The organism is Isoptericola sp. Y541 (assembly GCF_059445465.1).
Genome location: NZ_JCAIUJ010000008.1, coordinates 138,712 through 164,800 on the forward strand (window position 1 = coordinate 138,712; position 26,089 = coordinate 164,800).

The following is a 26,089-nucleotide window of genomic DNA, read 5'->3' on the forward strand; positions in this document are numbered from 1 at the left end:
CTGAGACCAGAGGAGGTGGGTTGAACACATGCGTCAGTACGAACTGATGGTGATCCTGGACCCGGAGGTCGAGGAGCGCACCGTGGCTCCGTCGCTGGACAAGTACCTGTCGGTCATCTCGACCGACGGCGGCTCCGTCGACAAGGTCGACATCTGGGGCCGTCGCCGCCTGGCGTACGACATCACCAAGCGTTCCGAGGGCATCTACGCCGTCGTCGACTTCACGTCGACGCCGGACACCGCGAAGGAGCTGGACCGCCAGCTCGGCCTCAACGAGGTCGTGCTGCGTACCAAGATCCTGCGCGCCGACGCCCGCTGAGACCTGAACCGAATCTCTGCCCCCGTCGCGGGCGGCATCCTCGTCGATGGCGTGGATGTCACTGCCTCGTGATGGGATCCCCTCACGACTCTCGGACGAACGAAGGAGCATGGCATGGCTGGTGAGACCGTCATCACGGTCGTCGGAAACCTGGTCGCGGACCCGGAGCTGCGCTTCACCCCGTCAGGGGCTGCCGTCGCCAACTTCCGCATCGCGTCCACGCCGCGCACCTTCGACCGTCAGACCAACGAGTGGAAGGACGGCGAAGCGCTGTTCCTGGCCTGCTCGGTCTGGCGCGATGCCGCTGAGAACGTGGCCGAGTCGCTGACGAAGGGCATGCGCGTCGTCGTGCAGGGCCGTCTGACTCAGCGCTCGTACGAGACCCGCGAGGGGGAGAAGCGCACCGTCGTGGAGCTGCAGGTCGACGAGGTCGGCCCTTCGCTGAGGTACGCCTCGGCGAAGGTCACCCGCGCGCAGCGTTCCGGCGGCGGTGGCGGCTTCGGCGGCGGCGGCAACCAGGGGGGCGGCTTCGGCGGCTCCCAGGGTGGCGGCCAGCCCGGCGGAGGTTCCGGTTCTTCCGGCGGCGGTCAGAGCAACGACCCGTGGGCCACGGCCGGTCCCGCCACTTCCGGTGGCGGGTTCTCGGACGAGCCCCCGTTCTGATCGATCGCCCGTCCCCAGATCACCCCGTCCCGCGCGACGTCGGCCACTGCGGCCGGCGCGGCGTGTGGACTGCACCTGTGAAGGAGCAACACCATGGCAAAGCCTGTGGTGCGCAAGCCCAAGAAGAAGGCTAACCCGCTCAAGACGGCCAAGATCGAGACCGTCGACTACAAGGACACTGTGCTGCTGCGCAAGTTCATCTCCGACCGCGGCAAGATCCGCGCGCGTCGCGTGACCGGCGTCTCCGTCCAGGAGCAGCGCCAGATCGCCCGCGCGGTGAAGAACGCCCGTGAGATGGCCCTGCTGCCGTACTCGTCCTCGGCCCGCTGACCGGAAAGGATCACTGAATCATGTCGAAGCTGATCCTGACCCACGAGGTCACCGGTCTCGGTGAGCCCGGGGACGTCGTCGAGGTGAAGGACGGGTACGCCCGGAACTTCCTCATCCCGCGTCGCCTGGCTACCCCGTGGACCAAGGGCGCCGAGTCGCAGGTCTCCGCGATCCGCAAGGCTCGCAAGTCCCGCGAGATCGCCTCGTTCGACGACGCCAAGGCCGCCGCGGACTCGCTGGCTGCCAAGACGGTCGTCGTCACGGCGCACGCCGGCGAGTCCGGCCGTCTGTTCGGTGCCGTCACCACCGGTGACATCGCCGACGCGGTCGTCGCCGCCTCGGGTCCTCAGGTGGACAAGCGCAAGATCGAGATCGGCCAGCCGATCAAGACGACCGGTGACTACACCGTGTCGGTGCGCCTCCACCCCGAGGTCTCCGCGAAGATCTCCGTGAAGGTCGTCGCCGGCTGAGTCCGCTCACCGGTGGTCGAGCCTGACGAGACCACGAACGACGGCCCCGGTTCCTCTCGCGAGGGACCGGGGCCGTCGTCGTTCGTCCTGTCAGGTCGAGCTGTCAGGCCGTGATCGCGCGAGCGGTCACGGCAACGGCTTCAGGTCGACGTTGTAGACCGCCGTCTGGCCGGCGACGATCGGCGCCGTGCGGACGGCGGGGATGAACCCGTTCGCCGCGACGACCATCTGGAGCGGCCCGTTGGCCTTGGGCATCCAGTACCCGTACGTGCCGTCGGCCCCCGTGACGAGGGTCTTGTCGTATGCCTTGCCGTCGAGGTGTACGACGGCGCCGTCGAGCGGGTTGCCCGCGCCGGTGACCGTGCCGGTGACCTTGCCCCAGCCGCCCGGCGCCTTGACGGTCATCAGCGCCGCGACGGTCGGTGCGGTGTACGGGGTGTTCCCGCCCACGGTGACCGTGGCGGAGTACGCCCCGGGCTGCTCGACCGCGGCCGTGAAGGTCGCCGCTGCCCGGACGCTGGCGCCCGGTGCGAGGGTGACGCTCGGCGGCTGGACGTCCAGCCACTCCACCCCGCCGCCCGACGTCTCACCGGACACGTTCATCACGATGTGCATTCCGGGGTAGCCGATCTCGGCGGTGTCGGTCGGCTCCGGCATGGAGCAGCTCTCCGAGCGCAGGTACGACGGCGCCGTCTGACCGGCGTCGTTCGACCCGACGAAGAACCAGCCGCCCGCCGGGACGTCGACCTCGACGACGAGGGTGGCGCCCGCGGGCACCTCGCCCTCCACCGGCACGGACACGACGGTGCCGCCCGCGTCGGTGCCGATGGTGGCCTCGGCGCTGCCGATCAGCGTCATGTTCGCGTACACGAGGTCGCCCTCGAGCGTGTACAGGTTGACGGTGAGCGGCTGGGCCACCTGCACGGCCTCGACGGCGAACGACACGGCCGAGACGTCGAACGTCCCGTCGATGCCGAAGTCGTCCAGCGTGAAGGTGCGCAGGTAGGCGTTGTCCTGCGTGGTCACCTGGTTGGTGCAGGCCACGGAGTTGTTCGCCACGATGTCCTGCGACGCGGAGTGGGTGAGCACCGTGTCCTCGAGCGGGACCGCGGAGAGGTCCGGCGTGACGGTCCCGGCCTTGGCGCCGGACGACGCGAGACCGGACTTGCCGTCGGCCTTGCCGAGGCCGGAGCCCTCGGTGCCGATCGACGACCCGCTCGAGTCGGGCACGGTCGCCTTCTCGGTGACGTGCGAGATCACGCCGCCGGAGCCGGCGTCGAGCATCTCGAACCCGCTACCACCCACGCCCAGGTCGAGCTCGACGGGAACCGTCCCCGTGTTCTTCACCTGGAAGGCGCGCGACGCGGTGCCGCCCATCGCGAGGCTCGCGTTGATGCTCTCCTTGTTCACCTCGAGCCGGCCCGCCGCCAGCGCGGCGTCGCGGGTCACGACCTGGCCGTCCTCGGTGAGGGCGGCGTCGCTGGTGGCGCTCTCGTACTGGTCGGCCTCGATGACGAGCCCGTACCGCTCGAGCGGCAGCAGGGCGGCGTAGGTGCCGTCCTCCGCAGTGGTCACCGTCGTGACGTCCCCGTCGTCCTTCGACGTGAGCGTGACGTCGGCACCCTCGACCGGATCGCCGGTGTTGCCGTCCGTGATCGTGCCTGTGACGGTGCCCATGTCGGCGAGGTCGTACGTGATCGACAGGCCGTCCGAGACGGCCGCCGCGTTGTACGAGAACTGCGACGCGACCGCGCCCGCCTCGTCCTCGATGCCGACCGTCGCGGAGCTGCCGCGCGCGGTGTCGGTGTCCGTCACCGGGCCGTAGCCCAGGACGACGCGCCCGTCGGCGACCAGCGTGGCCGAGAAGGTCAGGCGGTCCGTCACCGGTGCGCGCCTGCGCACGTCGCGCCACTCGAGCACGAACGCGTCGAGGCCGTCCACGGTGGTGGCGCCCGTGTACACGCCGGACTCCTCGTCCACCTGCAGGTCGTCCCAGAACGCGTACACGCCGGCGTTCGGCGTCGCCGCGGCGGGGATGGCGACGTTGCTGTAGGCCGTCGAGGTCGCGAGGAAGTTCAGGAACCCGTTGGTCGACACGAACGCGGAGTCGTACTCCTCGCCGTAGAACGGGAACGCGAACGGCAGCTCGACCTCGGTCGCGGCGTCGTCCCCCGTGAGGTCGAGCAGCGTGTCGCCGGTCGCGGCCCCGTCCGACCCGGTGGCGCAGTAGTAGCCGTTGTCGTCGACCAGGCGGCTCAGGGTGGCGTCGACCGACTCGTCGCCGTCCACCACGACCTCCGTGCTGAACGGCGTGGCGCACGTGCCGGCCGAGACGCTCAGCGTGTACGTGCCTTCGGGCACGTCGGCGAAGGCGAAGGTGCCGTCGGCCCCGGTCGTGACCGGGTCCAGCGGGCCGGAGAGCTCGACGAGCGCGCCCTCGGTGGGCGCCCCGTCCCGTTCGCTGACCGTGCCGGTGACGGCGTGGGCCGGCGCGCGCTCCAGCGTGATCGGCACGGTGACCGTCTCGTCGACGGTGACCGTGACGTCGGCCGGTGCCGAGGCGAGGAACCCGAAGGCCGTCGCGCTCACCGCGTAGTCGCCGACGGCGAGCTGCGCCGCGAAGGCGCCCTCGGCGTCGGTCGTGACGGTGCGGTCGGACGCGCCGTCGAAGGTGACCTCGGCGCCCGCAACCGCGGCGCCGTCGCCGTCCGTGACGGAGCCGGCCACCTCGCCGGTGTCGCCGATCGGCGCCGCGTCGAGCAGGGCCATGACGTCGAGCTTGCCCTCGCCCCACACGTTGTTGTCGGCGGCGGTGCCGCCGCAGGTGGTGTCGTCCACGTCCACCGCGGCGCCGTCGAGCAGCGCCTCGGTCTCCTCGATCTGACCGACGAGGCTCGGGGCCGCGCTCCACAGCAGCGCGACCGCCCCCGCGAGGTGCGGGGCCGCCATCGACGTGCCCGAGTACGAGCCGTAGCCGTCACCCGGCAGCGAGGAGCGCACGTTGACGCCGGGCGCCGAGAGGTTCGGCTTCACGCCGTCGTTCTCGCCCGTGCCCCGCGACGAGAACGAGGCGATGGCCCCGCTCGAGTCGAAGGCGCCGGCGGCGTATGTCGCCTCGTTGGCGCCCGGGGACGACGTCGTGTTGCACGCGGGTCCCTCGTTGCCCGCCGACCAGGAGCCGAAGATGCCGGCGGCCTCCCAGGCGGCGATCTCGTCGGTCATGAAGTCGTCGATCGCGCCGGCGGCGCTCATACCCCAGGAGTTGTTGACGACCTGCGGCCGCTGGGCCGGGTCCGGGTCGCTCCCGTCGGTCCTGGTCGGCGCGAGGATCCACTGCCCCGACTCGATCAGGTCGGCGTCGGAGCAGGTGGCGCAGCCGTTGGCCGCGATCCAGTCGGCACCCGGGGCGACACCGATCTGGTTGCCCGCCCCGTCGTCACCGACCATGGTGCCCATGGTGTGGCTGCCGTGCCCGTCGTTGTCGCAGGGGGTGTCACCAGTGCAGGCGTTCGAGGAGTCGAACCAGTTGTAGTCGTCGACGACGGTGCCGTCGTCCTGGAGGCCGCGGTACTGCGCCGCGAGGGCGGGGTGGTCGGCCTGCGCGCCCGTGTCGATGTTCGATACCGTGATGCCCTGGCCCGTGTAGCCCAGGGCCCAGGCGTCGTCGGCGTTGATCGCCTGCACGCCCCACTCGACGGCCTGCGTGCCCTTGTCGGCCGCCTTCTTGCGCTCGACCGGTTCCACCAGCTCCAGCACCTTCGTCGGGCTGATGCGGGCCACCTCGGACGAGGTGGCGAGGTCGTTCGCGAGGGCGAGGGTGCCGTCGGTGACGAGCACCCGGTTGGAGATCCAGAACGTCTCGTACTCGGCGTCGGTCGCGTCGAGCTGCTTGACCAGGCCGGACTGCGACTGCTGAGCGACCTTGGTCAGCGTGTCGTAGACGTACTGGCCGCGGTCGTCCCAGTCGGCGATGCCCTTCGCGGCGCCGAGGTCGGCGGTGTCCGCCATCTCGACCCAGAAGTCGGCGGGGCCCTTCTCCAGCGCGGACTGGGTCTTGGCGGTGATCTTGTCCTCGGGGTCAGGGACGGCGCCCGACGGCGCGAGCGGCGGATCGGCGGTGGCGGCGAACGCCGGCGCCACCCCGGCCGCGGACGTGGCTAGGAGCGCGAGGGCCGCGCTCGTCGCGACCCACCCCCTCCTCCTACTGATCGGAGAGTGCACGGTACCTCCAGGTGAGGGTGTCCCCGGATCGCGGGGACGTCGTGACGGGCGCCCGATCGGGACCCACCTTGCAGCCCATCCGATGTGACCTGCGACAACAAGGACGGGCGAGGGCCAGTTCGCGGTCAGTCCGGGGGCAGGTCCGGGTCGGCGGGGCCGCCCGTCGGCGCGCAGCATCGTCGAGACTCTGATAGGCACCTGGGTAAACGATGTCCGCGTCCCCCTCGGCGCGTGTGTCGGACGGAGGAAAGCGATGCCCCACGAACACCCCGCCGAGCTGGTCGGCGGCTACGTCCTGTGCATCGGCCTCCCGCTGAAGCGGGTGGGCGAGGTGGCCAGGCTGCTGCGCGGCCGTGCCGCGGTGATCGCGACCGCGGACACCGATGGCGCGCGCACCCTGCTCGGGCCCTTGCTCGAGCCCCAGGACGACGCGGACCCACCGGTCCACGCGCTGTCCGTCAAGGTGCACACCGCCGTGCCGCCGGCCGAGGACCGGACGGGGCCCAGGGTCTCCGTCGTCGCACACGCCCCGGACACCGGGCCCACCACCGCCGACCGCCACGACGGCGACGTCGGCGATCCGCCGGTCGCCGGCCGGATCGTGCTGGGCGCGCTCGAGGTCGACCTGGCGGCGCGGGAGGTCACGGCGGCCGGCATCCCGGTGCACCTTTCGCTGCGTGAGTTCGACCTGCTGGTGGCGCTCGCGTCCGCGCCGGACCGGGTGTGGTCGTTCGCAGAGCTCACCCGCACCGTGTGGCGCACCGGCTACCTCGGCGACCCCGACGCGGTGGTCTCCGCGGTGAAGCGCCTGCGCAAGCGCCTGCACGTGCTCCCCGAGCTGCGCGTGTCGTCCGTGCGCGGCATCGGGTACCGGTTGCGCGTGCCGGTCTGACAGCGCTGCCGGTCGAGCCGCCGGCTGTACTTCCCGCGGGGCTGCGTCACACGCCGTTCACCTGGCGGCCCGAGGGCGTCACGCGCCCGTGACCATCCACCGGTCGTTGCGGGCGCGCAGGCCCGTGGTGAGCGCGCGCGCCAGCATGAACACGCCGGCGAATGCCGCCCACAGCCAGGCGAGCCCGACGGCGCCGTCCGGCGCCCAGGCGCGGACGGCGAGGGCGAACGGCACGTAGGCCACCAGCGTGAGCATGCCCGCCCAGGCGAGGAAGCGGCCGTCGCCGGCGCCGATGAGGACGCCGTCGAGCACGAACACCCACCCCGCCATCGGCATGAGCACGCCCGTGACCACCAGCCCGGCCGTGATCGCGACGCGCACGTCCGGGTCGGAGGTGAACAGCGGGGCGATCCACCACCCGGACGCGGCGAACACGACGCCGATCACCACGCCCGCACTCACCCCCCACTGCAGGGAGCGGCGCAGCACCGCGCGTACCCGGCCGACGTCTCCCGAGCCCAGCGCATGGCCCACCAGCGCCTGCCCGGCGATGGCGAGCGCGTCCAGCGCGAACGCCGCCAGGCCCCACAGGCTGTTGACCACCTGGTAGCCCGCGAGGGCCGTGGCGCCGAGGCCCGTGGCCACGGCCACCGTCAGCAGGATCGCCAGGCGCAGCGACGCCGTGCGGACGAACAGCGGCGCGCCCGCGCGGGCGTTCGCCCAGATCCCCGCGTGGTGGGGCCGCAGCGACGCGTGGTGGCGCCGGGCGCCGCGCACCACGACGACGGTCAGCACGGCCGCCATCGCGAGCTGCGTGGCCGCCGTGCCGATCGCCGAGCCGGCGATGCCCAGGCCGGCGCCGTAGACGAGCGTCACCGAGAGGATCGCGTTGACGACGGCGCCCGACGACGCGACCCACAGCGGCGTGCGGGTGTCCTGCAGGCCGCGCAGCACGCCCGTCGACGCGAGCACCACGAGCATCCCCGGCAGCCCGACGACGGACCAGCGCAGGTAGGTCGTGGCGTACCCCGCGATGTCGTCGCCCGCGCCCATCGCCCCCACGGCCCACGGGGCGCTCGCGGCCAGCACGGCGGCGAGCACGGCGCCGAGCCCGAGGGCGAGCCACATGCCGTCGATGCCGGACTGGAGGGCGTCGCGGGTGCGGCCGGCGCCCACGAGGCGCGCGACGGCGGCGGTGGTCGCGTACGCGAGGAACACGCACAGGCCGACCATCGTCACCAGCAGGGTGGAGGCGACGGACAGGCCGGCGAGCTGCGCGGTGCCGAGGTGGCCGACGACGGCGCTGTCGACCAGGATGAACAACGGCTCGGCGACGAGCGCGCCCAGCGCCGGGAGGGCGAGGGCGAGGATGTCGCGGTCGATGCGGCGCCGGGCGCCCCTGTGGACAACCGGCTCGGTGTCGGGTGAAGGTGCGTGACCGTCCGGCGGCGCCGGTGAAGAAGGCCTGTCGCCGGGGTGTCCGCCGTCTGGATCCGAGGTGCGGTGCAACTCACCCAACTTCTTTCTCCTCCACAGCCTGAGGGTAATGTCGGCGCAGGTCAGCGCGCCGCCAGAAGTTGTACACAGCCGATATCCCCAGTTGTGCACATGCCTGTCCACCGACCGTGCACAGGGTGAGCCACCCTATCCACAGGCTCGTCCACAACTGCGTCCACAGCGCCCGTTGCTTTGCGTCGCGGGCGCGCCTAGCGTCGTCCGCGGTGTCAGTGGCCCACGGTAGAACGTGGACCTGACAGCGAGGAGTCGGTGTCCGGTGACGGACCGGACGTCGGTGACGGCGGGGGAGCGAGGTGGGCATGTCGATCGAGGAGCTCGAGGCGGGATTCGGGGGGGCGCCGCGCGCCACTTTCGACCGCACTCCTCCTCAGGATCTTGCCGCCGAGATGAGCGTGCTCGGCGGCATGCTGCTCTCCAAGGACGCCATCGCCGACGTCGTCGAGCAGATCCGCGGCAACGACTTCTACCGCCCCGCGCACGAGGCCGTCTACGACGCCATCATCGACCTCTACGGCCGTGGTGAGCCCGCCGACGCCATCACCGTGGTCGCCGAGCTCACCAAGCGCGGCGAGCTCACCCGCGTCGGCGGCGCGCCGTACATCCACGACCTCATGGCCGGCGTCCCCACCGCCGCGAACGCCGGGTACTACGCGCGCATCGTGCAGGAGCGCGCCGTGCTGCGCCGCCTCGTCGAGGCCGGCACCAAGATCGTGCAGCTCGGGTACGCCACCGACGGCGGCGACGTCGAGGGCATCGTCAACACCGCGCAGGCCGAGATCTACGCCGTCACCGAGCGGAAGACCTCCGAGGACTACCTGCCGCTCGCCGAGATCATCGGCGGCACCATGGACGAGATCGAGGCCGCCGGGAACCGCGGCGAGGGCATGGTCGGCGTGCCCACCGGGTTCGCCGACCTTGACCGCCTCACCAACGGTCTGCACCCCGGGCAGATGATCGTCATCGCCGCCCGACCGGCCATGGGCAAGGCGCTGGCGCTCGACACGCCCCTGCCCACGCCGACCGGCTGGACCACCATGGGCGACGTCGCCGTGGGCGACGAGCTGATCGCCGCGGACGGCACGCCTACCCGCGTCGTGCGCGCCACCGACGTGATGACCGGTCGCCCCTGCTACGAGGTCGTCTTCGACGACGGGACGACGATCGTCGCGGACGCCTGGCACGAGTGGTCGTCGAGCACTTCGGGCGACCCGGCGGACGCCGTGATCCGCACGACCGAGGACATCGTCCGCTCGATGCGCGACGGCGCCGCGCACACCCTCGCTCGACCGGGCGTGGCGTGGAAGATCGTCGACGTGGTCGCGGTCGAGTCCGTCCCGGTGCGTTGTGTCGAGATCGAGCATCCGTCGCACCTGTACCTGGCGAGCCGCGCCATGATCCCGACGCACAACTCCACGCTGGCCATCGACATCGCCCGCTCGGCGTCGGTCAAGAACGGGCAGACGTCCGTCGTCTTCTCGCTGGAGATGAGCCGCAACGAGATCACGATGCGTCTGCTCTCCGCCGAGGCGCGTGTGCACCTGCAGAAGCTGCGCAACGGCTCCATGGGCGAGGACGACTGGCAGAAGCTCGCCAAGGTGATGGGCAAGATCTCCGAGGCGCCGCTGTTCATCGACGACTCGCCGAACATGTCGCTCACCGAGATCCGCGCCAAGTGCCGGCGGCTCAAGCAGAAGCACGACCTGAAGCTCGTCGTCATCGACTACCTGCAGCTCATGAGCTCCGGCAAGAAGGTCGAATCGCGCCAGCAGGAGGTCTCCGAGTTCTCCCGCGCCCTCAAGCTCCTGGCCAAGGAGATCGGCGTCCCCGTCATCGCGCTGTCGCAGCTGAACCGTGGACCAGAGCAGCGGCAGGACAAGAAGCCTGCTATGTCGGACTTGCGTGAGTCCGGCTGCCTGACGGAGGACACGCGCATCCTGCGCGCGGACACCGGTGCCGAGACGACGATGGGTGAGTTGTTCGCGCTCAACGCCAAGGACGTACCGGTATGGGCGCTGAACGACCGGCTCCAATACGTCCGACGCCACCTGACGCACGTGTTCCCCACCGGCACCAAGCCCGTGTACCGGCTGCGGTTGTCATCGGGCAAAGAAATTGAGGCGACGGCGAACCACCCGTTCCTCACTTACGAGGGCTGGACGCCGCTTGGGGAGCTCGAGGTCGGGTCGCGCGTCGGTGTGTCGCGACACGTTCCCGGGCCCGAGCTGAACGCGGAGTGGGACGACCGGAAGATCGTCATGCTGGCGCACCTCCTCGGTGACGGATCCTTCGTGAAGCGGCAGCCGATCCGGTACGCCTCGATCGACGAGCAGAACCTGACGGCGGTTTCGGAGGCGGCGGGTGCGTTCGGCATCACGCCCATCCTCGACGAGTACGCCGCCGCCCGAGTCACCACGCTGCGCCTCCCGGCGCCGTACCGTCTGGCGCGCGGCAAGCGCAACCCGATTGCGGAGTGGCTGGACCACATGGGCCTTTTCGGTGCGCGAAGCCACGAGAAGTTCGTCCCGACGGGCGTCTTCCACCTGCCCAAGCATCAGATCGCGCTCTTCATCAAGCACATCTGGGCGACCGACGGCTCGGTCACGGTCAACAAGAACGGCCGCAGTGGCCGCATCTACTACGCGTCGACGTCTCGACCGCTCGTCGAGGGGCTGTCCCGTCTTCTGTTGCGGTTCGGCATCTCGACCCGGGTACGACGCGCCACGCTCAAGGGGGCCTACCGGCAGGGCTACACCCTCGACATCTCGGGAGTGGACGACCAGCGCCGCTTCCTCCAGGAGATCGGGGTTCACGGCGACCGGAGCGAGAACGCCGCCCGGTTGTTGCAGATCATTCGCGACACTCAGGCGAACACCAACGTCGACACCGTGCCGCGTCAGGTGTGGGACGACGTGCGCGAGCTGCTCGTGGAGCGGGGGATGACTCATCGCCAGTTCGCGGAGGCCATCGGCACGCAGTTCTGCGGCAGCACCATGTGGAAGCACAGCCCGTCGCGTCAGCGGCTCGGCAAGATCGCGCAGGTCCTGGAGAGCGAGGAGCTCGAGATCATGGCGGTCAACGATCTGCTCTGGGACGAGGTGGTTGCGATCGAGCCGGCGGGGGAGAAGCAGGTCTTCGACGCCACCGTGCTCGACACGCACAACTTCATCGCGAACGGCATCGCCGTCCATAACAGCATCGAGCAGGATGCTGACATGGTGATCCTTCTGCATCGCGAAGACGCCTACGAAAAGGAATCGCCGCGTGCCGGCGAGGCTGACCTGATCGTCGCCAAGCACCGTAACGGCCCTACCGACACCATCACCGTCGCGTTCCAGGGCCACTACTCACGGTTCGTCGACATGCAGTCCTGACAACCGCCGTCTCGACGTGCGGCCGCGTCGTCGCCGGCCGCGCGTCGACGCATGCAAGCAAACCGGCGTCGAGACACGGCTCCGGAGATGGCGCTCCGGAGAGCTGCGTATGCACTCGGGCTCCGCTACCGCTTGGACGCTCGACCCGTTCGCGACCTGAACTGGAGGGCCGACATGGTCTTCCAGGGCGCGAGGGTCGCGGTGTTCGTCGACGGCTGTTTCTGGCACGGATGCCCGAAGCACGGGACCAACGCAAGCAGAACGCTGCCTTCTGGAGCGCGAAGATCGCCCAGAACCGCAGCCGTGATGCTGACACGAACGCGAGAATCTCGAATGCGGGCTGGGCTGTCGTTCGTGTTTGGGAGCACGAAGACCCGAACGAAGCCGCAGTCCGGCTCGCCAACATGGTCTCGCGGCGGAGGCGCCACCGTCCGCCTGAGAGCTCGTCCCCGAAACTCTGAGCTGGGTTCGATCAAACGCGCGCGCGAGAAGGGTGAGTCGCCGTAGCTGGGTGCGGCGTGCCGAACGAGCGACGGATTGAGATTCTGGCCTGGATTGGCGATGAGGCCTGGGCGCGGGACAAATCGTTCCAGCAGTGCCTTAAGGCACCACACGTCAGGTGTCACCCCATTCGTGCGGCAGTCTCTTACACCGAAATCTGGACAGACCCGGGTGTCGGAGTTGCGTCGCGGGATTCACGCGGCGTGACGCCTGGAAGACGTCCCGCGCCCTCAGGTGTCACGTCGTGTCCGCGATCCCCACCGCAAGGGTGCCCGCACGGGAATGCGGGGTTGGCCGAACTCGAGGATGTCTCAGGGGCGCGGGTGACGTTGAAGGACGATCACGGGCTGGCGATCTGTGGCGACGCATACGCCGTCCTTGATGATGTAGACCTCGACGTAGTGGCTGCCGGCGTAGCTGGTGTGCTCGTGACGGCCGGCGTCTCCGTGTTCGATCGCTCCCCGTAGCTGGCGGGCGTCGTGCGCTTCGGTGCCGGTGTTCTTGACCTTCCACATGACGGTGTAGGGCTTGGGTGCGGTGCAGTGTTCGAGGCGGAAGTCGATGTCGCGGTTCTTTGCTACGCGATCTCCGCGGGTGGGCAGGTCGTAGGGCCGCATGATGCCGGCCTTGCGAACACGGCCGATCAGCTTGACGGTCTGGGTCAACCGGATCGGGACCTGGCGGTCGGTGTCGAGGAACTCTTCGCCGGGGTCGCTGGCTGCAGAGGCGTGCAGGGCGGCCGCGCTCTCTTGGACCGGGGGTGCGGTGAACGCCGGGCCGAAGATCTCCTGCCACGTCGCGAGGCTGGTGACCTTGTTCGGGTCGTCGTATGCGGCGCGGGCCTTGATGGCGTAGTCGTGGATCTTGGTTCGGAACGTCGCGTAGCCGTCGGGGGTCCAGCGTTCCTTGAAGTTCTGCCCGGTGCCGGCGGGGTCCCAGATGTCGGGCAGGGTGGGGTTGGCCTGCAGGTAGGTGTCCAGGTCTTCCAGGACGTGCACGAACACGGTGGGCAGGTCGGCGTAGTACTTCGTGTCGATGGTGGTGCGCCAGGAGTCGACCTGGTCTGCGGCAAGGATGGTCAGCAGTACGGACTTGATGGAGAACGTCGTCTTGGTGTCGCGCAGGTACTTCAGCAGTCGCAGCGCTGCTTCGAGGCGCCCTGCGCCCACGACCCGGCTCTTGGCCTCGAACCATGCGGTGAACGCTTCCGGGTCGGTGTGCACCCAGGCGTCGTCCTTGTTGTGGGTGATGCCCTTGCGGGACTCGACGTAGGGGACGACGTCGATGTAGAAGTCGTCGGCGTAGTCGATGTAGACGCAGCGAGTGCGTTTGTGCGCCTTGCCCTGGTAGGTGGTGCTGTGCTCGAACGCCTTCTTCAGCTCCGCCGTGTAATGGGCAGGGGTCCAGTCGGGGTGCTCGGTGAGGGCCAGGAGCACATCGGCGTCGAACTCGCGGCCACCTACGGGCTTGATGATCGTGCGTTGGGCGTAGGACCCCTGGGGTATGACGTCCAGGAAGTACTCCTCGAAGACCGGGTGGGACTTCAGGAACGAGGTGATCGAGTCCACCCGGGCGTTCAGGCGCGCGATCCGGTTGTCGTTGAGGTTGACGCACGAGGTGAGGAAGTGCGCGAAGTATGCGGTGAGCTTCACCGACCGACCTCGAGCGCGAACTGGTAAGTACCGCTGGTGGTGTCTCGGTCGAACACGCGCAAGCGCGGGTGGATGGCGCGCATCGGGACACGCCCGATCGCGACCGCAGCGGTCAGGGGCACCGCGGCGAACACGTCGATGCTCTCGAGCCCGGGGTGGGTGTGCTCGAGCTCGGCCAGCAGGGTCCGCCAGGCGCTGGCGAACGCGTCCAGTGATCCGCGTGAGGCGATCAGCTCCGGCCCGGGTGCCGCGGACACTGGGCGGATCTCATACCGCGTCGCGGGCGCTGGCGCGGTGGGCAGCCGTGCCGGGTCGACGGTGCCGGACACGCAGAACAGCACCTGCACGTTGGTGGCGCCGGTTGGGGCGTCCACGGCCCGGTGGGTGAAGTCGATCGTGGGTGCGCCGTTCGTCCACCCCCATCGTTCATCCCGTCCGCGGCGCTTGGGGTAGATCTCGGTGGGGACGGTGTCGTCGAGCATTGTGCCGAGGGCCACGAGGAGCGGCACGCGGGCCAGGGGGAAGAGCGAGACGTGGTGAATCTTCTCCCTGGCGACGTGCGCGGTCAGCCGGTGCACGCTGTCGCGCAGGTGCGCAGTCGCGGAGGTCCAGTAGCCCTGCCCCGGGATGTCTTCTCCCGGGATCCTCCGCAGGTCGACCTCGAACTCGTCGATCCCAGCCAGGGCGTAGTCGGGGAAGCGGCCGTCGGCCAGCAAGGTCCTGGCTACGGCGGAGGTGCTGAGCGCTGATGCGGCGCCGTGCACCTGGGCGACGACGCGTAGGACGGTGCTGCGGTCTTCCTCGGTCAGTCCGGTGAGCTGCTTGATGCGTCGTTCGTGGGCGTGTTTGAACGTCCGCAGCGTCTGGGTGTCGTAGGTGTCCCACAGGGATCGGTTGTCGATCACGCGGTGCTGGTCGTGGCACATGAGGATGAGGTTGTCCTCGAGGTTGCGGTCATCGAGGGGGAGAGGGTCGCTGCCGCGCGGGGACCCGTCCTTGGTAGTCCAGCCCACGATGTGTGCCAGCTGTCCCACTGCGACCGGTTGTCCCGTGTGCTCCTCGCTCAGCAGGTAGCGGTTGCAGAAGGTGCACCGCCCGCCGGCCACGACCCAGACCCAGCGGGCCACCCGCTCGGGGATGGTGCGCGTCGCGCCGTCGGGGTCGACCGCGACGTTGGGTCCTGCCTTCGGGCTCGATGTCATAGGTGCCTCCGTTGACCTGGCAGGAGCCAACCATGACCCGCCGACAATCGAAGCCGGCCGGCCCTACGACGCGCGGGTGAAAGCCGAGCCCGGCGCCGGTCAGAGAGCCGATGGTGAACTAGCGCGCCCTACCCGTGTTGCTCCGGGGTCGATCGAATCGTGCGCCCCAGCACCTCGCTCATCGTCCGAGGGGGTGGGCTCGCTACCTACTTTGCACGCCATCGGTGACACGCCGACGATCGTGCAAGGTATGGCGGCGTGTCCGCGCAATCTGAGCTGCACGTCGACAGTTGTCGAGATGCAACCTCGATTTCACGAGCTCGCGTCCACGCAACACGACGCGCTCTTGGCCTCAACGCGGTGGGATGGGTAGATGTTCGTCCGATTTCAGTCGCCAGTCCCCGGCAAGCGTGGTGTGCACACCGGCATCTTCGGGCTCACGAACGGTCTAGGACGTTCGGGGCAGCTGAACCCCGACGAACACGCTGCGTGGCGCGCGGGGAACGACTGGTACACCGCGGCCTACCCGGATCCGACGGACACCGACCCCACCGTCTACGACGAGACCGTGCATCCGCTCGCCACGGCGTGGTTCAAGGAGACCGCGACCCACCTCATCGAGCGCATTCCGCCGTACCTCGAGACTCTGCGGGCGCACGGCGTGCGGTGCGTGCGGGTCGAGAGTCAGGACCCGGGGCGCGTGATCTATGAGGACGACGTCCAGATCGTCGTCGTGCCTCACGACCCGACCGCGCCGACGTCGTTTCATCCCGCGACGCGGTGAACGACATGTCACCGCGAGACGCGGGCGTTGACGCCGGTATGCGACCCCGGGTGGTGTGCCTGTGCGGCTCGCTGCGCTTCCGGACCCTCTTCGAAGCGGAGCGGCGACGGCTGACCGCCCGAGGCGTGATCGTGCTCGGTCCCGAGGCGATCAGCGAGGAGCTGACGCCGCCCAGGCGCGCGGCTCTGCGCGAGCTGCACCTCCGGCGGATCGACCTGGCGGACGAGGTCCGTGTGGTGAGCGAAGGCGGCTACGTGGGGGCGGCGACGCGCCGCGAGATCGCGTACGCCCGGGAGAAGGGCAAGGTCATCAGCTGCCTGGAGCCGGCTCTCGCCCTGTGATCCTGCGGGATGCACAGCCTCAGCGCCCGGCCCGGCCGTAAGGTGCCGTGCATGTTCACTCCCGCCGCCGAGGTCCTGGACGACGTGGCCCGCGCGGTCGGAGCAGAGGTCACTCTTCTCGATCGCCTCCCCGGGGGCGTCAACGGGGGCGCCGTGCGCGTCCAGCTGGGCGGCGGGGCAGACGCAGTGCTCAAAGCAGTGCCCCGGGCGCACCCCCACCACCTGGACGAGACGTTGCGGGCCCAGGGAGTGGTCGAGCACATGCGGGGGAGCGGCTATCCCACCCCGGCCTGGCTCGGGGTGGGGGCCACGGCCGCTCACGTGTGGCATCTGATGGACTTCGTCGACGCGGCTCCCGCGCCCGAGCTGACCTCGTCCCTCGTGGAGCAGCTGATGGAGATCATCGAGCTCCAGGCAGGCCAGGCCTCGGAGCCCTACGACCACTGGTCGTACGCCTGGCGGGTCGCCACCGGTCAGGAACCGGGAGCCGCCGGGCCGGATCTCGACGAGACACCGGAGCAGTCGGGTCTTCGCCAGTCCCTGGCCAGGCTCCCGGAGTACTCCTCCGCGGTATCGGCCTTGGTCGAGCGCGGGCGGCTCGTGTGCGCCGGCGCCCCACCGCCGCCAGGGGCACCCGACATGGTCCACGCCGATCTCGCTACCCCCAGCAACGTCCTGGTCCGTGACGGAGGGGTGGTGGCGGTGGTGGACATCGGGAACGCCGGTAGCGGCACGCGGGCGACCGATCTCACCGCACTCGTCTGGTACACCTTCGGAGATCCGCTGCTGGACGGTGTCCGAGGGCGGCTGTGGGCGAGAATCCTCGACCTGGTCGGCGGGGAAGGGGCGGCGGTGCTCGCAGCGGCGCACCTCCTCCACATGCTCGAGATCCCCATCCGCCAGGGGCACCACGACGCCGTCCCCGGGGTGGTCGAGCGCGGCCATCGCGCCCTCGACGAGCTGGACGCGCTGCGCTGACTGCCGCTGCTGCTGCACGACAGGGGCCGGTGAGCGAAGCGCTCACCGGCCCCGGTACGCGTGTCCCGACGGGCCCTGTTGGTCAGACCGGGTGTCAGACCGGCTGGGCCAGCCAGTCGTGGCGCGCGGGGTTGGTCACCTCGGGAACGAGGCGCTCCCCGTCGGTCGGGGCCGCCCAACGCACGGCGTTCGCGAGCACCCTGCGGATCTGCGGGTGGAAGTAGACCGGGTACTCCTGGTCGCCGGGGCTGAAGTAGAAGACCCGGCCGCGGCCGCGCGTGAACGTCACGCCGGACCGGAACACCTCGCCGCCCTCGAACGAGCTGATGAACACCACCTCGTCAGGGGTGGGGATGTCGAAGTGCTCTCCGTACATCTCCTGGTGCTCGACGACGACCGGCTGTTCGATGCCGGCGGCGATCGGGTGGCCGGGGGCCGTGGTCCACACCAGCTCGCGCTCGGCGTCGTTGCGCCAGGCCAGCGAGCACGTGGTCCCCATGAGGCGGATGAAGATCTTCGAGAAGTGACCCGAGTGCAGCACCAGCAGGCCCATCCCGCCGAGCACGTGGCGCTGCACCCGGGCGACGACCTCGTCGTCCACCTGGTCGTGCGCCATGTGCCCCCACCACAGCAGCACGTCGGTGCCGGCGAGCGCCTCCTCGGTGAGGCCGTGCTCGGGGTCGGCGAGCGTCGCGGTGCGCACCTCGACGTCGTCCCCCAGCAGGTCGGTCAGTCCCGCGGCGATCGCGCCGTGAATGCCGTCGGGGTAGATCGCCCGGATCTCCGGCTGGGTCGTCTCGTGGACGTTCTCGTTCCACACGAGCACACGAATGGTCACGCGGCACCTCCGATGATGTTCAGGTTCTCGTCCAGGGCGACCTCGCGGCCCGCGGCCGCGGAGGTGTAGGCGGCGTCCACGATCTTCGCGCGGCTCAGCCCGACGGTGCCGTCGTGCTCGGCCCAGGTGCGGGGATCGCGCACGTGCTCGAGGAAGGTGTCGACGACCGCGACGTGCCCACGCCCCGCCTCGGCGGTGACCGGGGTGTCGAGCTGGTCCGCGCCGTGACCGGAGAAGATGGTCAGGCGCCCCGCCGGCGCGTAGTCGACGACGGACAGGTCGGCGCCGCCCTCGGTGCCGTACAGGGTGATGCCGAACTCGTCGGGGGTGGCCCGGTGCGTGGCCCAGCTCGTCTCGAGCACCACGGAACCGCCCCCCTCGAGGCGCAGCAGCGCGGTGGCCAGGTCCTCCACCTCGTAGGCCGACCCGGTGCCGTGCTTGACGTCGCCCGACCCGCCCAGGCCGCGGGGGCCGAGCTCGGCGTGGGTGACGGCGGACACCGCGGTCACGCGGGGCTCGCCCATCAGGTGCAGCGTCCAGTCGAGGACGTGGACGCCGAGGTCCACGAGCGGGCCGCCGCCAGCCATCTCGGCGTTGGTGAACCAGCTGCCCAGCGCGGGGATGCCGGACCGGCGCAGCCACATCGCCCTGGCGTGGTACGGGCGGCCGATGGTGCCCTCGTCGACGGAGGCACGGATGGCCTCGACGTCGCCGCGGCGCCGGTGGTTGAAGGTGATCTCCAGGACGCGGCCCGCCTCGCGCGCGGCATCGACCATGGCCTGCCCCTCCGCCGCGGTCCGCGCGATGGGCTTCTCGCACAGCACGTGGGCTCCTGCGCGGAGCGCGCCGATGCTGATCGGCGCGTGCAGGAACGTCGGCACCGCGACGCTCACGATGTCGAGGTCGCCTCTTGCGACGAGCTCCTCCCAGTTCTCATAGGTGGCGACGCCGTACTGCTCTGCGAGGGCGGTGCGAGCATCGGCCTCCTTGCCCGCGACGGCCACGAGCTCGACACCCGCTGCCTCGTGATAGGCGGCCATGTGCTGTTGGCCCGCCCAGCCGAGGCCGACGACTCCCGCGCGGATGACACCGTTGTCTGACATGGGGCTTGGACTCCTCTGTCTGATGATGCGTGATGATTCGAGATCAGAATTTAATCAGGTTGTGAGGCTAGTGAAGGACGGGCGACGGGTCAACGCCGTCACGGCCAGATCGAGGCCATCGGCCACACCGTGACCGAGCGGACGGTCGCGGTGCCGCCGTCGGCGTAGACGGACAGCCCGTCGGTGTCGTCGCCGGGGTACACGACCATCGTCCCGGCGGGGGCGCCGTCGTCGACGAACACCTCGACGGAGGCCTCGTCCACCAGCACGCGCAGGCGCACCACCCCGTCGGGCGGGGCGTAGGAGGTGGTGCGCCGCACGCCGAAGGTGGCCGGGTCGCCCTGTGCGTCGGGCAGCTCGGCGACCCCGCTCTCGGTCCGGTCGAGGAACAGCTCGGCCCGGGTCGCCCCCACCACCGTGGCCTCGGCGACCTGCCCGTCCGCGTCGCGCCGCTCGCGCAGGCGCAGCCCGACCTCGTCCGCGTCGCCCATGTCGATCTCGGCGACGACCTCGTAGGCGCTGCCGGTGTCGGGCAGCTGAAGATCCCCGTCCACGACGACGTCACGCCGGTCGATGATCGCGTCGCCGCGCAACGAGGCGAGCTCCGCGACGGGCGCCTGCGCGAGCGCGTACCCGTCGCCCGCGCGGTGCAGGGACAGCTCGCGCGGCACGCTCATGGCGTTCTGCCAGGGGGAGGTGGGGGCGGAGTAGGGGAAGCGCCAGCTGCCCATCCAGCCCATCCAGATCCTGCGCCCGTCGGCGTTCTCGAACGTCTGCGCGGCGTAGAAGTCCTGGCCCACGTCGGTGACCTGCACGGTCTCGGCCGGGGTCGCGGGGTCGCGGGTGAAGGTGGTCCCGTCGAAGTCGCCCACGAAGTACTGCGCGGTCGACCCGTCGCTGGCTTCCGAGTCGCCCACGTTCACGGTCAGCACCCAGCGGACCTCGTCGTCGTCGCCGCCCTCGACGGGGAGCGGGAAGAGGTCCGGGCACTCCCACACCGCGGTGTGCAGCCCCTGGTCCGCGCCGAAGTCGCTGAGGTGCTCCCAGTCGCGCAGGTCGGGGGACGACCACAGCTCGACGTGGTCGCCGGCCGACACGACCATCACCCATCGCGACGTGTCGTCGTGCCAGAAGACCTTGGGGTCGCGGAAGTCGGTGCGCCCGTCGTTCGGGATCACCGGGTTGCCGTCGTAGCGGGCGAAGGTGCGCCCGCGGTCGGCGGAGGTGGCGATCGACTGGGCCTCGCCGCCCTCGGTGGAGGTGTAGACGGCGACGAGGCCGCCGCCTTCGTCGTCGAACAGTCCGGAGGTGTTGGCCCCGTCGACGACGGCGCTGCCGGACAGCGCCTGCCCGAGCCGGTCGTGCCCGAGCGCGGTGGGCAGCGGCTCCCAGTGCACGAGGTCGGGGCTGACGGCGTGCGCCCAGGTGCCGTCCTGCTGGTGGAACAGGTGCCACTCGTCGTCGAGCCGGACCAGGCCGTTCGGGTCCGCCATCCGGCCGGTGGCGGGGGAGTAGTGGAACTGCGGGCGCCATCGTTCGTCGTACGCCGTGGTGGCAGACGTCGTGGCCGGTGACGTCGCGGCAGGCGTCGGTGGCGTCGTCGGCCCCGTGCACCCGGCCAGCACGACGGCCACCGCCGCTGTCGCGGCGGCGGCCGTCATGGTGCGGCGCGTGCTGGTCACGCTCCACGGTAGGTCGGTCAGGGCACCGGCCGCGGGTCCGGACGCGGAGAGACGTCCTGCTCCTCGTTGGCCGGGATGTCACCGTAACCGCCGAGCCCGCCGTCCCCGTAGGACCGGTCGACGACGGCACTGGTGCCGGCGATGTCGAGCTTGACGGTCGGGGCGAGCGTGCCGCCGCGGCGCACGTTCGGGTTGCCGATGGCGTCGATGAACGACTCCACGAGGCCCCCCGGCTGGACGTAGTGCGAGTACGACTGGAACGCGTGCGCCGTCTGGTAGGGGTCCGGGCTGGCCGGGGTCCCGACGGCGTGGTTGAGGTTGGTCGGGTTGCCCAGGGCGAGCCCGCTGCCCTCGTTAATCGGCTGGAAGTCCGAGCGGATGCCGTTGCCGACGAACCCGTAGACGCCGTCCGGGCCGTCGAGGTACCAGTACCGCGGGTCCTCGGAGTCGGTGTCCGGGCCACGCGCGAACGTGTGCCGGTGCGAGATCGTGAATAGGTAGTACTTGGATCCCTTCACGTAGATCTGTGGCCGCTCCGTCTGGTCGTTGACGCAGTTGGCCGACAGGATCGGTGGCAGGTACTCCCAGTGGGTCATCGCCTTGTTCTGCGCCTCGGCGAGGCCGACGTTCGCCATCTGGAAGTTGGCCCCGGACTCCGTGACGGTCTCCGGTTCCTCCGCATACGGGTCACCGTCGCGGTAGCCCAGGTCCTCCTCGGTGCACTCGACCGAGCCGCGCTCGCCGGCCGTGTTCCCCTCGAACACCATGTACGTCGGGCTGTCGTCCTCCTTCGGGTCCTCGAAGGTGAACGGGTCACGGAAGTTCACGAACGCGTTCTGCTCCCGTGTCTGGTAGAACTCGCCGTCCGGCACCAGGAGCTGGTGCTGGTCGCGTGCTCCGGTGAGCCACACGCCCTCGTCGTCGGCGAAGAGCCGCAGCTCCGTCTGCACGATGCGTGGGTCGGCCGGCTGGATCTCCTGGTCGTCGTCGTCCCGGTAGAAGGCGACCGCGGTGTAGAACAGCCGCAGCTTGTTGCCCTCCATGATCCGGGTCGAGCCCGACCACTCGGTCACCGTCGAGAACGACTGGTCCTCGAAGATGGCCCCGGCCGCCCCGTCGGGGAAGACGTGACCGCCGTAGATCCACCCCCCGTTCTCGGGCCGCTCGTCGGCCGGCACCCCGGCCTGGCGATAGAAGAAGCCGATGCGGGCGTGCGTGTGCCGGTCGTCGAACGTGTAGCCGGCGTTGGGGTCCGCGACGAGGGAGAAGACGACCTCCCAGCCCTTGAAGCTGACCTGGTTCGAGTGCTCGTCGGTGAGGGTCCAGGTGTCCCAGACCCAGACCTGTTCGCCCCCGGTGTCCACGAGCACCGGGAAGTCCTGGGGGACCTCCGGCATCGTGTACTCCTCGGGCATCGAGTTCTCGCCCGCGGGTGCGCTCGGGTCGGTCATCGCCCGCATCTGGAGCGCGTCGGCGCGCGTCCAGCGGGAGGTGAAGTCCTCCTGCGGGTCGTGGGCCTGCTGGCTGTGCACCGACGGTGCCGGGAACCCGGGATACCGGAACGGGGTGACGACGTCATCCTCCGGATCGATGGCCGCGGAGGCGGGGGCGGCAGCGGCGCCAGCCGTGCCGGCGAGGAGACCGAGGGCGAGCAGCGCGCCCGTCAGCCTCGCGCGTGGTCGTGCGAATGTTGAAGACTTCACGTCCATCCACCTTCTGCTGGAATGCGTGAGCGTCTTCGTCCGAACGATGTTCCCCTCTCGCGACCTAGCGTAAAGTGATGCGGGTCACACCCGCAACGCGGGTGAAGCGCCCCCCAGAGGGCCAGTGACCAGAACCCAGAGAACTGACGAGAGGGTCAGTGGGGGCGGCCCGACGCCCCACGGCCGGCGGGAGACGCCGGTTCCGCACTCTGCGACTTCGGCCGGACGAGCGCGTCTACGGCGCGCGACAACACCTCCCCTCCATCGAGTACGTGCCACGCATGGAGCGATGCGCTCCCCGCGCGGCGGCGCCCCAGGGCGCTATCCGACGAACTCATGGAGCATCGATGAACACCCTCAGAAGAACTCGCCGACCGACCGCATGGCGGTCGCTCGTCGTCGGCGGAACTGCTGCGGCGACCCTTGCCGCAGGTCTCGTCGCGACCGGCCCGGCGACGGCGTCGCCCGGCCAGAACGTGGTCTCGTTGCGCGACCTCGAGGCCGAGGACCTCGCCGCGACCCTCGCCGGGCGTGGCGTCACCGTGCGCAGCGCGACGTTCCGTGGCGACGACGTCCAGGCGGGAAGGTTCTCCGGGCTCGGAGACACCGGCCTCGCCCGCGGCGTCGCCCTCACCACCGGATCGGTGATCGCGGCAGACCCCCAGTCTGACGACGACACCGACTTCACCTCGTCCTCGATCCTGGGGCCGAACCAGAAGCTCACCACCACCGGCGACCTCGGCGGCCGTGGGGTCAGGGCGCTGGACCGGCTCGTCGACGAGACGACGTACGACGCGGCCGTGCTGACCATGAAGGTGGTACCCCGCGGCAACAAGCTGTCGCTCACCTACGTGTTCGGCAGCGAGGAGTACGCCGGCTGGAGCGATCAGGAGTTCGCCGACGCCTTCGCGATCTGGGTGAACGGCAGGCTGTGCTCGACGGTGCCGCGCAGCCGTCAGCCGGTCTCGACGTCCACCGTGAACGCCGACCGCAACTCCCGGTACTACGTGGAGAACTTCGCCCCGAACGACCCGGGGGCCGGGGAGCACGACACCGAGCTCAACGGGTTCACCACGGAACTGAAGTGCACCGCTACGGTGACCCCGCGCCGGGTGGCCACCGTCAAGGTGGCGGTGGCGGACACCCGCGACGGGCAGCTCGACAGCGCCGTGCTGCTCGGTCGCGACAGCCTGACCTCGCCACGACGGGACCACGGCCGCCCCGGCGACGGGCACCACGGGCGCCCGACGCACCACCAGGCGTCGACCGGAGGGGACCGGTACTCGCCGGAGGCGTTGCAGGCGGCCCTGGAGAGGCTCGGCAACTACCTCGCCGGCCTCTGGGGGGTGGTCTGAGCAGGTGACCCCCAGGGCTCGCGCACCTCGCCACGAGGTGCGCGAGCCCTGTCGCGGTGCATCCATCAGACCCGGGGCGGAGCACCCAGTCGCTCGACCACGGCGTCGAGGGTGGGCCAGGGGGGTCCCGCATGCAGCAGACGGAGGAGCTCCTCCCCGAATTGCAGCCCGTTCGGGAACTGGTCCCCCTTCTCCCAACGCCACGCTGCAACCATGGCAAGCACGAGCTGACGGCAGTGGTCGAGGAGCTCGTGGTCGATACCCCGGTAGCGCTCGGAGACCTCTTCGGGGACGTGAGCAAGGTCGAACTCCACGGGTCCGCGGCAGCACGTCTCGAAATCGATGAAGAGCGGACCGTCGCGCGTGCTCAGGATGTTGCCTGGATGGGGCTCACCGTGGAGCAGCTGCTCGCGCCCGTTCTCATCGATCGCCTCGTGCAACCATCGGAGCCTGCTGCCGAGGAACGCACGCTCGACGTCGGGTAGCTCAGGGGAAAGGTCCGGCTCGGCAACTATCCGTTCCGCCTCGGCGATCCGATCGGTGAAGGGTGGGAACGTGCCTTCGACGCCGCGCATCCCGGCGTGCAGGCGTTCCAACGCCTGGGCGTATTCGCCCGGGGCGACCGTAGGCGTCACCGGCTCGTAGTACACCCAGAGTGTCACCGCGAAGCCGTCGCGGGTGTAGACCAGCGGGTCCACCCGAGGCTCCAGGGCGCCGACGGGAGCCCCGAGGTCGGCGAGCTGTCGAGCAAGCGCGACCTCCAGCTGCGCGACCTCCTGTCCGACACGAGCGACCCGAGCCATCACCCCACACGGCTTCAGGTGCAGTGCGAGCTTGTTGGAGTTGTGGAGAACGGTCACGTCGTCAGCCGGTAGACCCAGGGAGACGGCAATGGCGGTCGTCGCGTCGATCGCTCGCGCCAGGTATGGCATGTCCATACGACGGATCATGCCATCGTGACCCGGGTGGAGGAGGGCCTGCCCGGAGTCAGTCGAAGCACGGTGACCGGACCTCCAGCGCGGGCTCGGAAACGCAGCCATCCAGGGTTGAGGCGCAATGCCTTGCTGAACGCCGCGTCCCGGTCGGTGCCATGGAGGTCGACCACGGTGTACTGGCCCGTGCCTTCGGCCGCCTCGACGTCGACCACGGGTGTGGTGAGCGCGTTGTGTACGCCGCCGCGGTTGTCACCGACCGGATGTGAGGGCCGACGGCGCGGTGAGCAACGTCAGAAATGCGTTGCCGGGCCGTGGTGACCACTGCTAGCTTTCCGGAGGCCGTGCGAGAGGACGAGGAGGTGGTACCCGTGAACGCAGTAACGACATGGGTGCTCCCCTCCGGGGTCACGGTCGGGCGATAGGTCGTCCGGGAGCGCCGTCCACGAGCACTCCCGAAAGGCACGACCATGCACTTCACCTCCGAACAGCGCCTCGACGACGACGTCCTCGAGCGCGAGTTCACCCTCGGCGAGATCCCCGGCATCCTGTGGACGCCCGCATCCGCCTCCGCAGCCGCACCGGTGCCGCTGATCCTGCTCGGCCATCCCGGCGGGACGAGCAGGATGTACCCCCGGCTGGCGGGCCGGGCCCGGCACGCCGCGGCGGACGGGTTCGCCACCGCCACGATCGAGGGCCCGGGCAGCGGCGACCGGCCCCCATCGGCCGACGCCGAGCAGGCCCGCGCCGACCTCCGCCGGGCGCTCGCGGCCGGTGAGCCGGTCGACGACGACGTCGTCGACCGGCTGGTCCTTCCGCTGGTCGAGCAGGCGGTCCCGGAGTGGCAGGCCACCCTGGACGCACTCCTGGCACTGCCCGAGATCGGCGGCCGGGTCGGGTACTCGGGCGGGGTGATTGCCGTCGGGGTCCGGCTGGCGCTGGTCGAGCCGCGCATCGCGGCCGCCGGTCTGTACGCCGGGAGCTTCGTGCCCCACGCGATCCTCGACGAGGCCCGTCAGGTCACGATCCCCGTGCACGTCCTGCTGCAGTGGGACGACGAATGGAACGACCGGCAGCAGGCGCTGGACCTGTTCGACGCTTTCGGCTCCCAGGAGAAGACGCTGCAGGCCAATGTGGGCGGGCACACCGGCGTCCCGGCGCACGCGGGGGAGGACGCGGGCAGGTTCTTCGTCCGGCATCTGGCGGGCTGGAGATGATCGCCGCGGCGCTCAGG

Annotated in this window: 21 protein-coding genes; 12 read left to right on the plus strand and 9 right to left on the minus strand. The window is 70.2% G+C overall.

Going from position 1 to position 26,089, the window contains the following annotated elements; all coding sequences use genetic code 11:
- Positions 1-28 precede the first annotated feature (28 nt).
- The 4 genes from rpsF to rplI all read left to right on the plus strand — a co-directional run bounded on the left by rpsF (position 29) and on the right by rplI (position 1,782).
- The gene (rpsF, locus tag AC1C2V_RS17020; RefSeq protein ID WP_495390825.1) at positions 29-319 is read left to right on the plus strand and encodes a 30S ribosomal protein S6; all 291 of its coding nucleotides are present in this window, start codon (positions 29-31) and stop codon (positions 317-319) included.
- A 114-nt stretch (positions 320-433) separates the two neighbouring features.
- A complete protein-coding gene (locus AC1C2V_RS17025) occupies positions 434-982 on the plus strand; it encodes a single-stranded DNA-binding protein (protein WP_495390826.1) in 549 nt (182 codons plus the stop codon).
- A 93-nt stretch (positions 983-1,075) separates the two neighbouring features.
- Positions 1,076-1,312, plus strand: a complete 237-nt coding sequence (rpsR, locus tag AC1C2V_RS17030; protein WP_495390827.1) for a 30S ribosomal protein S18 — start codon at positions 1,076-1,078, stop codon at positions 1,310-1,312.
- A gap of 20 nt (positions 1,313-1,332) precedes the next feature.
- Complete coding sequence (rplI, locus tag AC1C2V_RS17035; protein WP_495390828.1) at positions 1,333-1,782, plus strand: 50S ribosomal protein L9; 450 nt, start codon at positions 1,333-1,335, stop codon at positions 1,780-1,782.
- Between the two features lie 126 nt (positions 1,783-1,908).
- On the opposite strand, the gene AC1C2V_RS17040 is transcribed toward rplI, so the two are convergent.
- The gene (locus AC1C2V_RS17040) at positions 1,909-6,003 is read right to left on the minus strand and encodes a carboxypeptidase regulatory-like domain-containing protein (protein WP_495390829.1); all 4,095 of its coding nucleotides are present in this window, start codon (positions 6,001-6,003) and stop codon (positions 1,909-1,911) included.
- Positions 6,004-6,256: 253 nt separating this feature from the next.
- On the opposite strand from AC1C2V_RS17040, the gene AC1C2V_RS17045 reads away from it, so the two are divergent.
- Complete coding sequence (locus AC1C2V_RS17045; RefSeq protein WP_495390830.1) at positions 6,257-6,895, plus strand: winged helix-turn-helix domain-containing protein; 639 nt, start codon at positions 6,257-6,259, stop codon at positions 6,893-6,895.
- A gap of 78 nt (positions 6,896-6,973) precedes the next feature.
- Here AC1C2V_RS17045 and AC1C2V_RS17050 read toward each other — a convergent pair whose 3' ends face one another.
- Positions 6,974-8,278 (minus strand): MATE family efflux transporter, encoded by a 1,305-nt coding sequence (locus AC1C2V_RS17050; protein ID WP_495390881.1) that lies wholly within the window; start codon positions 8,276-8,278, stop codon positions 6,974-6,976.
- Positions 8,279-8,712: 434 nt separating this feature from the next.
- Between AC1C2V_RS17050 and AC1C2V_RS17055 the strand changes: the two genes are divergently transcribed.
- Positions 8,713-11,784 carry a replicative DNA helicase gene (locus AC1C2V_RS17055; protein WP_495390831.1) on the plus strand — a complete coding sequence of 1,024 codons (3,072 nt, stop codon included), beginning with the start codon at positions 8,713-8,715 and terminating at the stop codon, positions 11,782-11,784.
- A gap of 87 nt (positions 11,785-11,871) precedes the next feature.
- Complete coding sequence (locus AC1C2V_RS17060) at positions 11,872-12,291, plus strand: hypothetical protein (protein WP_495390832.1); 420 nt, start codon at positions 11,872-11,874, stop codon at positions 12,289-12,291.
- Positions 12,292-12,596: 305 nt separating this feature from the next.
- Here AC1C2V_RS17060 and AC1C2V_RS17065 read toward each other — a convergent pair whose 3' ends face one another.
- Together AC1C2V_RS17065 and AC1C2V_RS17070 are read right to left on the minus strand one after the other, a co-directional pair.
- Entirely contained in the window at positions 12,597-13,937 is a 1,341-nt protein-coding gene (locus tag AC1C2V_RS17065; protein WP_495390833.1) for an SMODS domain-containing nucleotidyltransferase, read from the minus strand.
- Entirely contained in the window at positions 13,934-15,139 is a 1,206-nt protein-coding gene (locus AC1C2V_RS17070; protein ID WP_495390834.1) for an SAVED domain-containing protein, read from the minus strand. Before AC1C2V_RS17070 ends, AC1C2V_RS17065 begins: the two co-directional genes overlap by 4 nt.
- Before the next feature lie 373 nt (positions 15,140-15,512).
- On the opposite strand from AC1C2V_RS17070, the gene AC1C2V_RS17075 reads away from it, so the two are divergent.
- The 3 genes from AC1C2V_RS17075 to AC1C2V_RS17085 all read left to right on the plus strand — a co-directional run bounded on the left by AC1C2V_RS17075 (position 15,513) and on the right by AC1C2V_RS17085 (position 17,242).
- Positions 15,513-15,923, plus strand: coding sequence for a hypothetical protein (locus tag AC1C2V_RS17075; RefSeq protein WP_495390835.1), 411 nt, complete (start codon positions 15,513-15,515; stop codon positions 15,921-15,923).
- Between the two features lie 131 nt (positions 15,924-16,054).
- The gene (locus AC1C2V_RS17080) at positions 16,055-16,264 is read left to right on the plus strand and encodes a hypothetical protein (RefSeq protein ID WP_495390836.1); all 210 of its coding nucleotides are present in this window, start codon (positions 16,055-16,057) and stop codon (positions 16,262-16,264) included.
- 51 nt (positions 16,265-16,315) lie between these two features.
- Positions 16,316-17,242: a phosphotransferase gene (locus AC1C2V_RS17085; RefSeq protein WP_495390837.1), complete on the plus strand. Its 927-nt coding sequence runs from the start codon at positions 16,316-16,318 to the stop codon at positions 17,240-17,242.
- 94 nt (positions 17,243-17,336) lie between these two features.
- Here the strand turns inward: AC1C2V_RS17085 and AC1C2V_RS17090 are convergent, their stop codons facing one another.
- The 4 genes from AC1C2V_RS17090 to AC1C2V_RS17105 form a co-directional block, all read right to left on the minus strand.
- Positions 17,337-18,080 (minus strand): ThuA domain-containing protein, encoded by a 744-nt coding sequence (locus AC1C2V_RS17090; RefSeq protein ID WP_495390838.1) that lies wholly within the window; start codon positions 18,078-18,080, stop codon positions 17,337-17,339.
- A complete protein-coding gene (locus AC1C2V_RS17095; RefSeq protein WP_495390839.1) occupies positions 18,077-19,183 on the minus strand; it encodes a Gfo/Idh/MocA family protein in 1,107 nt (368 codons plus the stop codon). The genes AC1C2V_RS17090 and AC1C2V_RS17095 overlap by 4 nt, the downstream gene beginning before the upstream one ends.
- A gap of 98 nt (positions 19,184-19,281) precedes the next feature.
- Positions 19,282-20,865 (minus strand): glycoside hydrolase family 32 protein, encoded by a 1,584-nt coding sequence (locus tag AC1C2V_RS17100; RefSeq protein WP_495390840.1) that lies wholly within the window; start codon positions 20,863-20,865, stop codon positions 19,282-19,284.
- Positions 20,866-20,882: 17 nt separating this feature from the next.
- On the minus strand, positions 20,883-22,574 hold the full coding sequence (locus AC1C2V_RS17105) for a glycoside hydrolase family 68 protein (protein ID WP_495390841.1): 1,692 nt from the start codon (positions 22,572-22,574) through the stop codon (positions 20,883-20,885).
- Positions 22,575-22,915: 341 nt separating this feature from the next.
- Between AC1C2V_RS17105 and AC1C2V_RS17110 the strand changes: the two genes are divergently transcribed.
- Positions 22,916-23,923: a choice-of-anchor L domain-containing protein gene (locus tag AC1C2V_RS17110; protein ID WP_495390842.1), complete on the plus strand. Its 1,008-nt coding sequence runs from the start codon at positions 22,916-22,918 to the stop codon at positions 23,921-23,923.
- Positions 23,924-23,988: 65 nt separating this feature from the next.
- Here the strand turns inward: AC1C2V_RS17110 and AC1C2V_RS17115 are convergent, their stop codons facing one another.
- Positions 23,989-24,861 (minus strand): aminoglycoside phosphotransferase family protein, encoded by an 873-nt coding sequence (locus AC1C2V_RS17115; RefSeq protein ID WP_495390843.1) that lies wholly within the window; start codon positions 24,859-24,861, stop codon positions 23,989-23,991.
- A gap of 464 nt (positions 24,862-25,325) precedes the next feature.
- Here AC1C2V_RS17115 and AC1C2V_RS17120 point away from each other — a divergent pair, with 464 nt between their 5' ends.
- On the plus strand, positions 25,326-26,072 hold the full coding sequence (locus tag AC1C2V_RS17120) for a dienelactone hydrolase family protein (RefSeq protein ID WP_495390844.1): 747 nt from the start codon (positions 25,326-25,328) through the stop codon (positions 26,070-26,072).
- Positions 26,073-26,089: the final 17 nt, after the last annotated feature.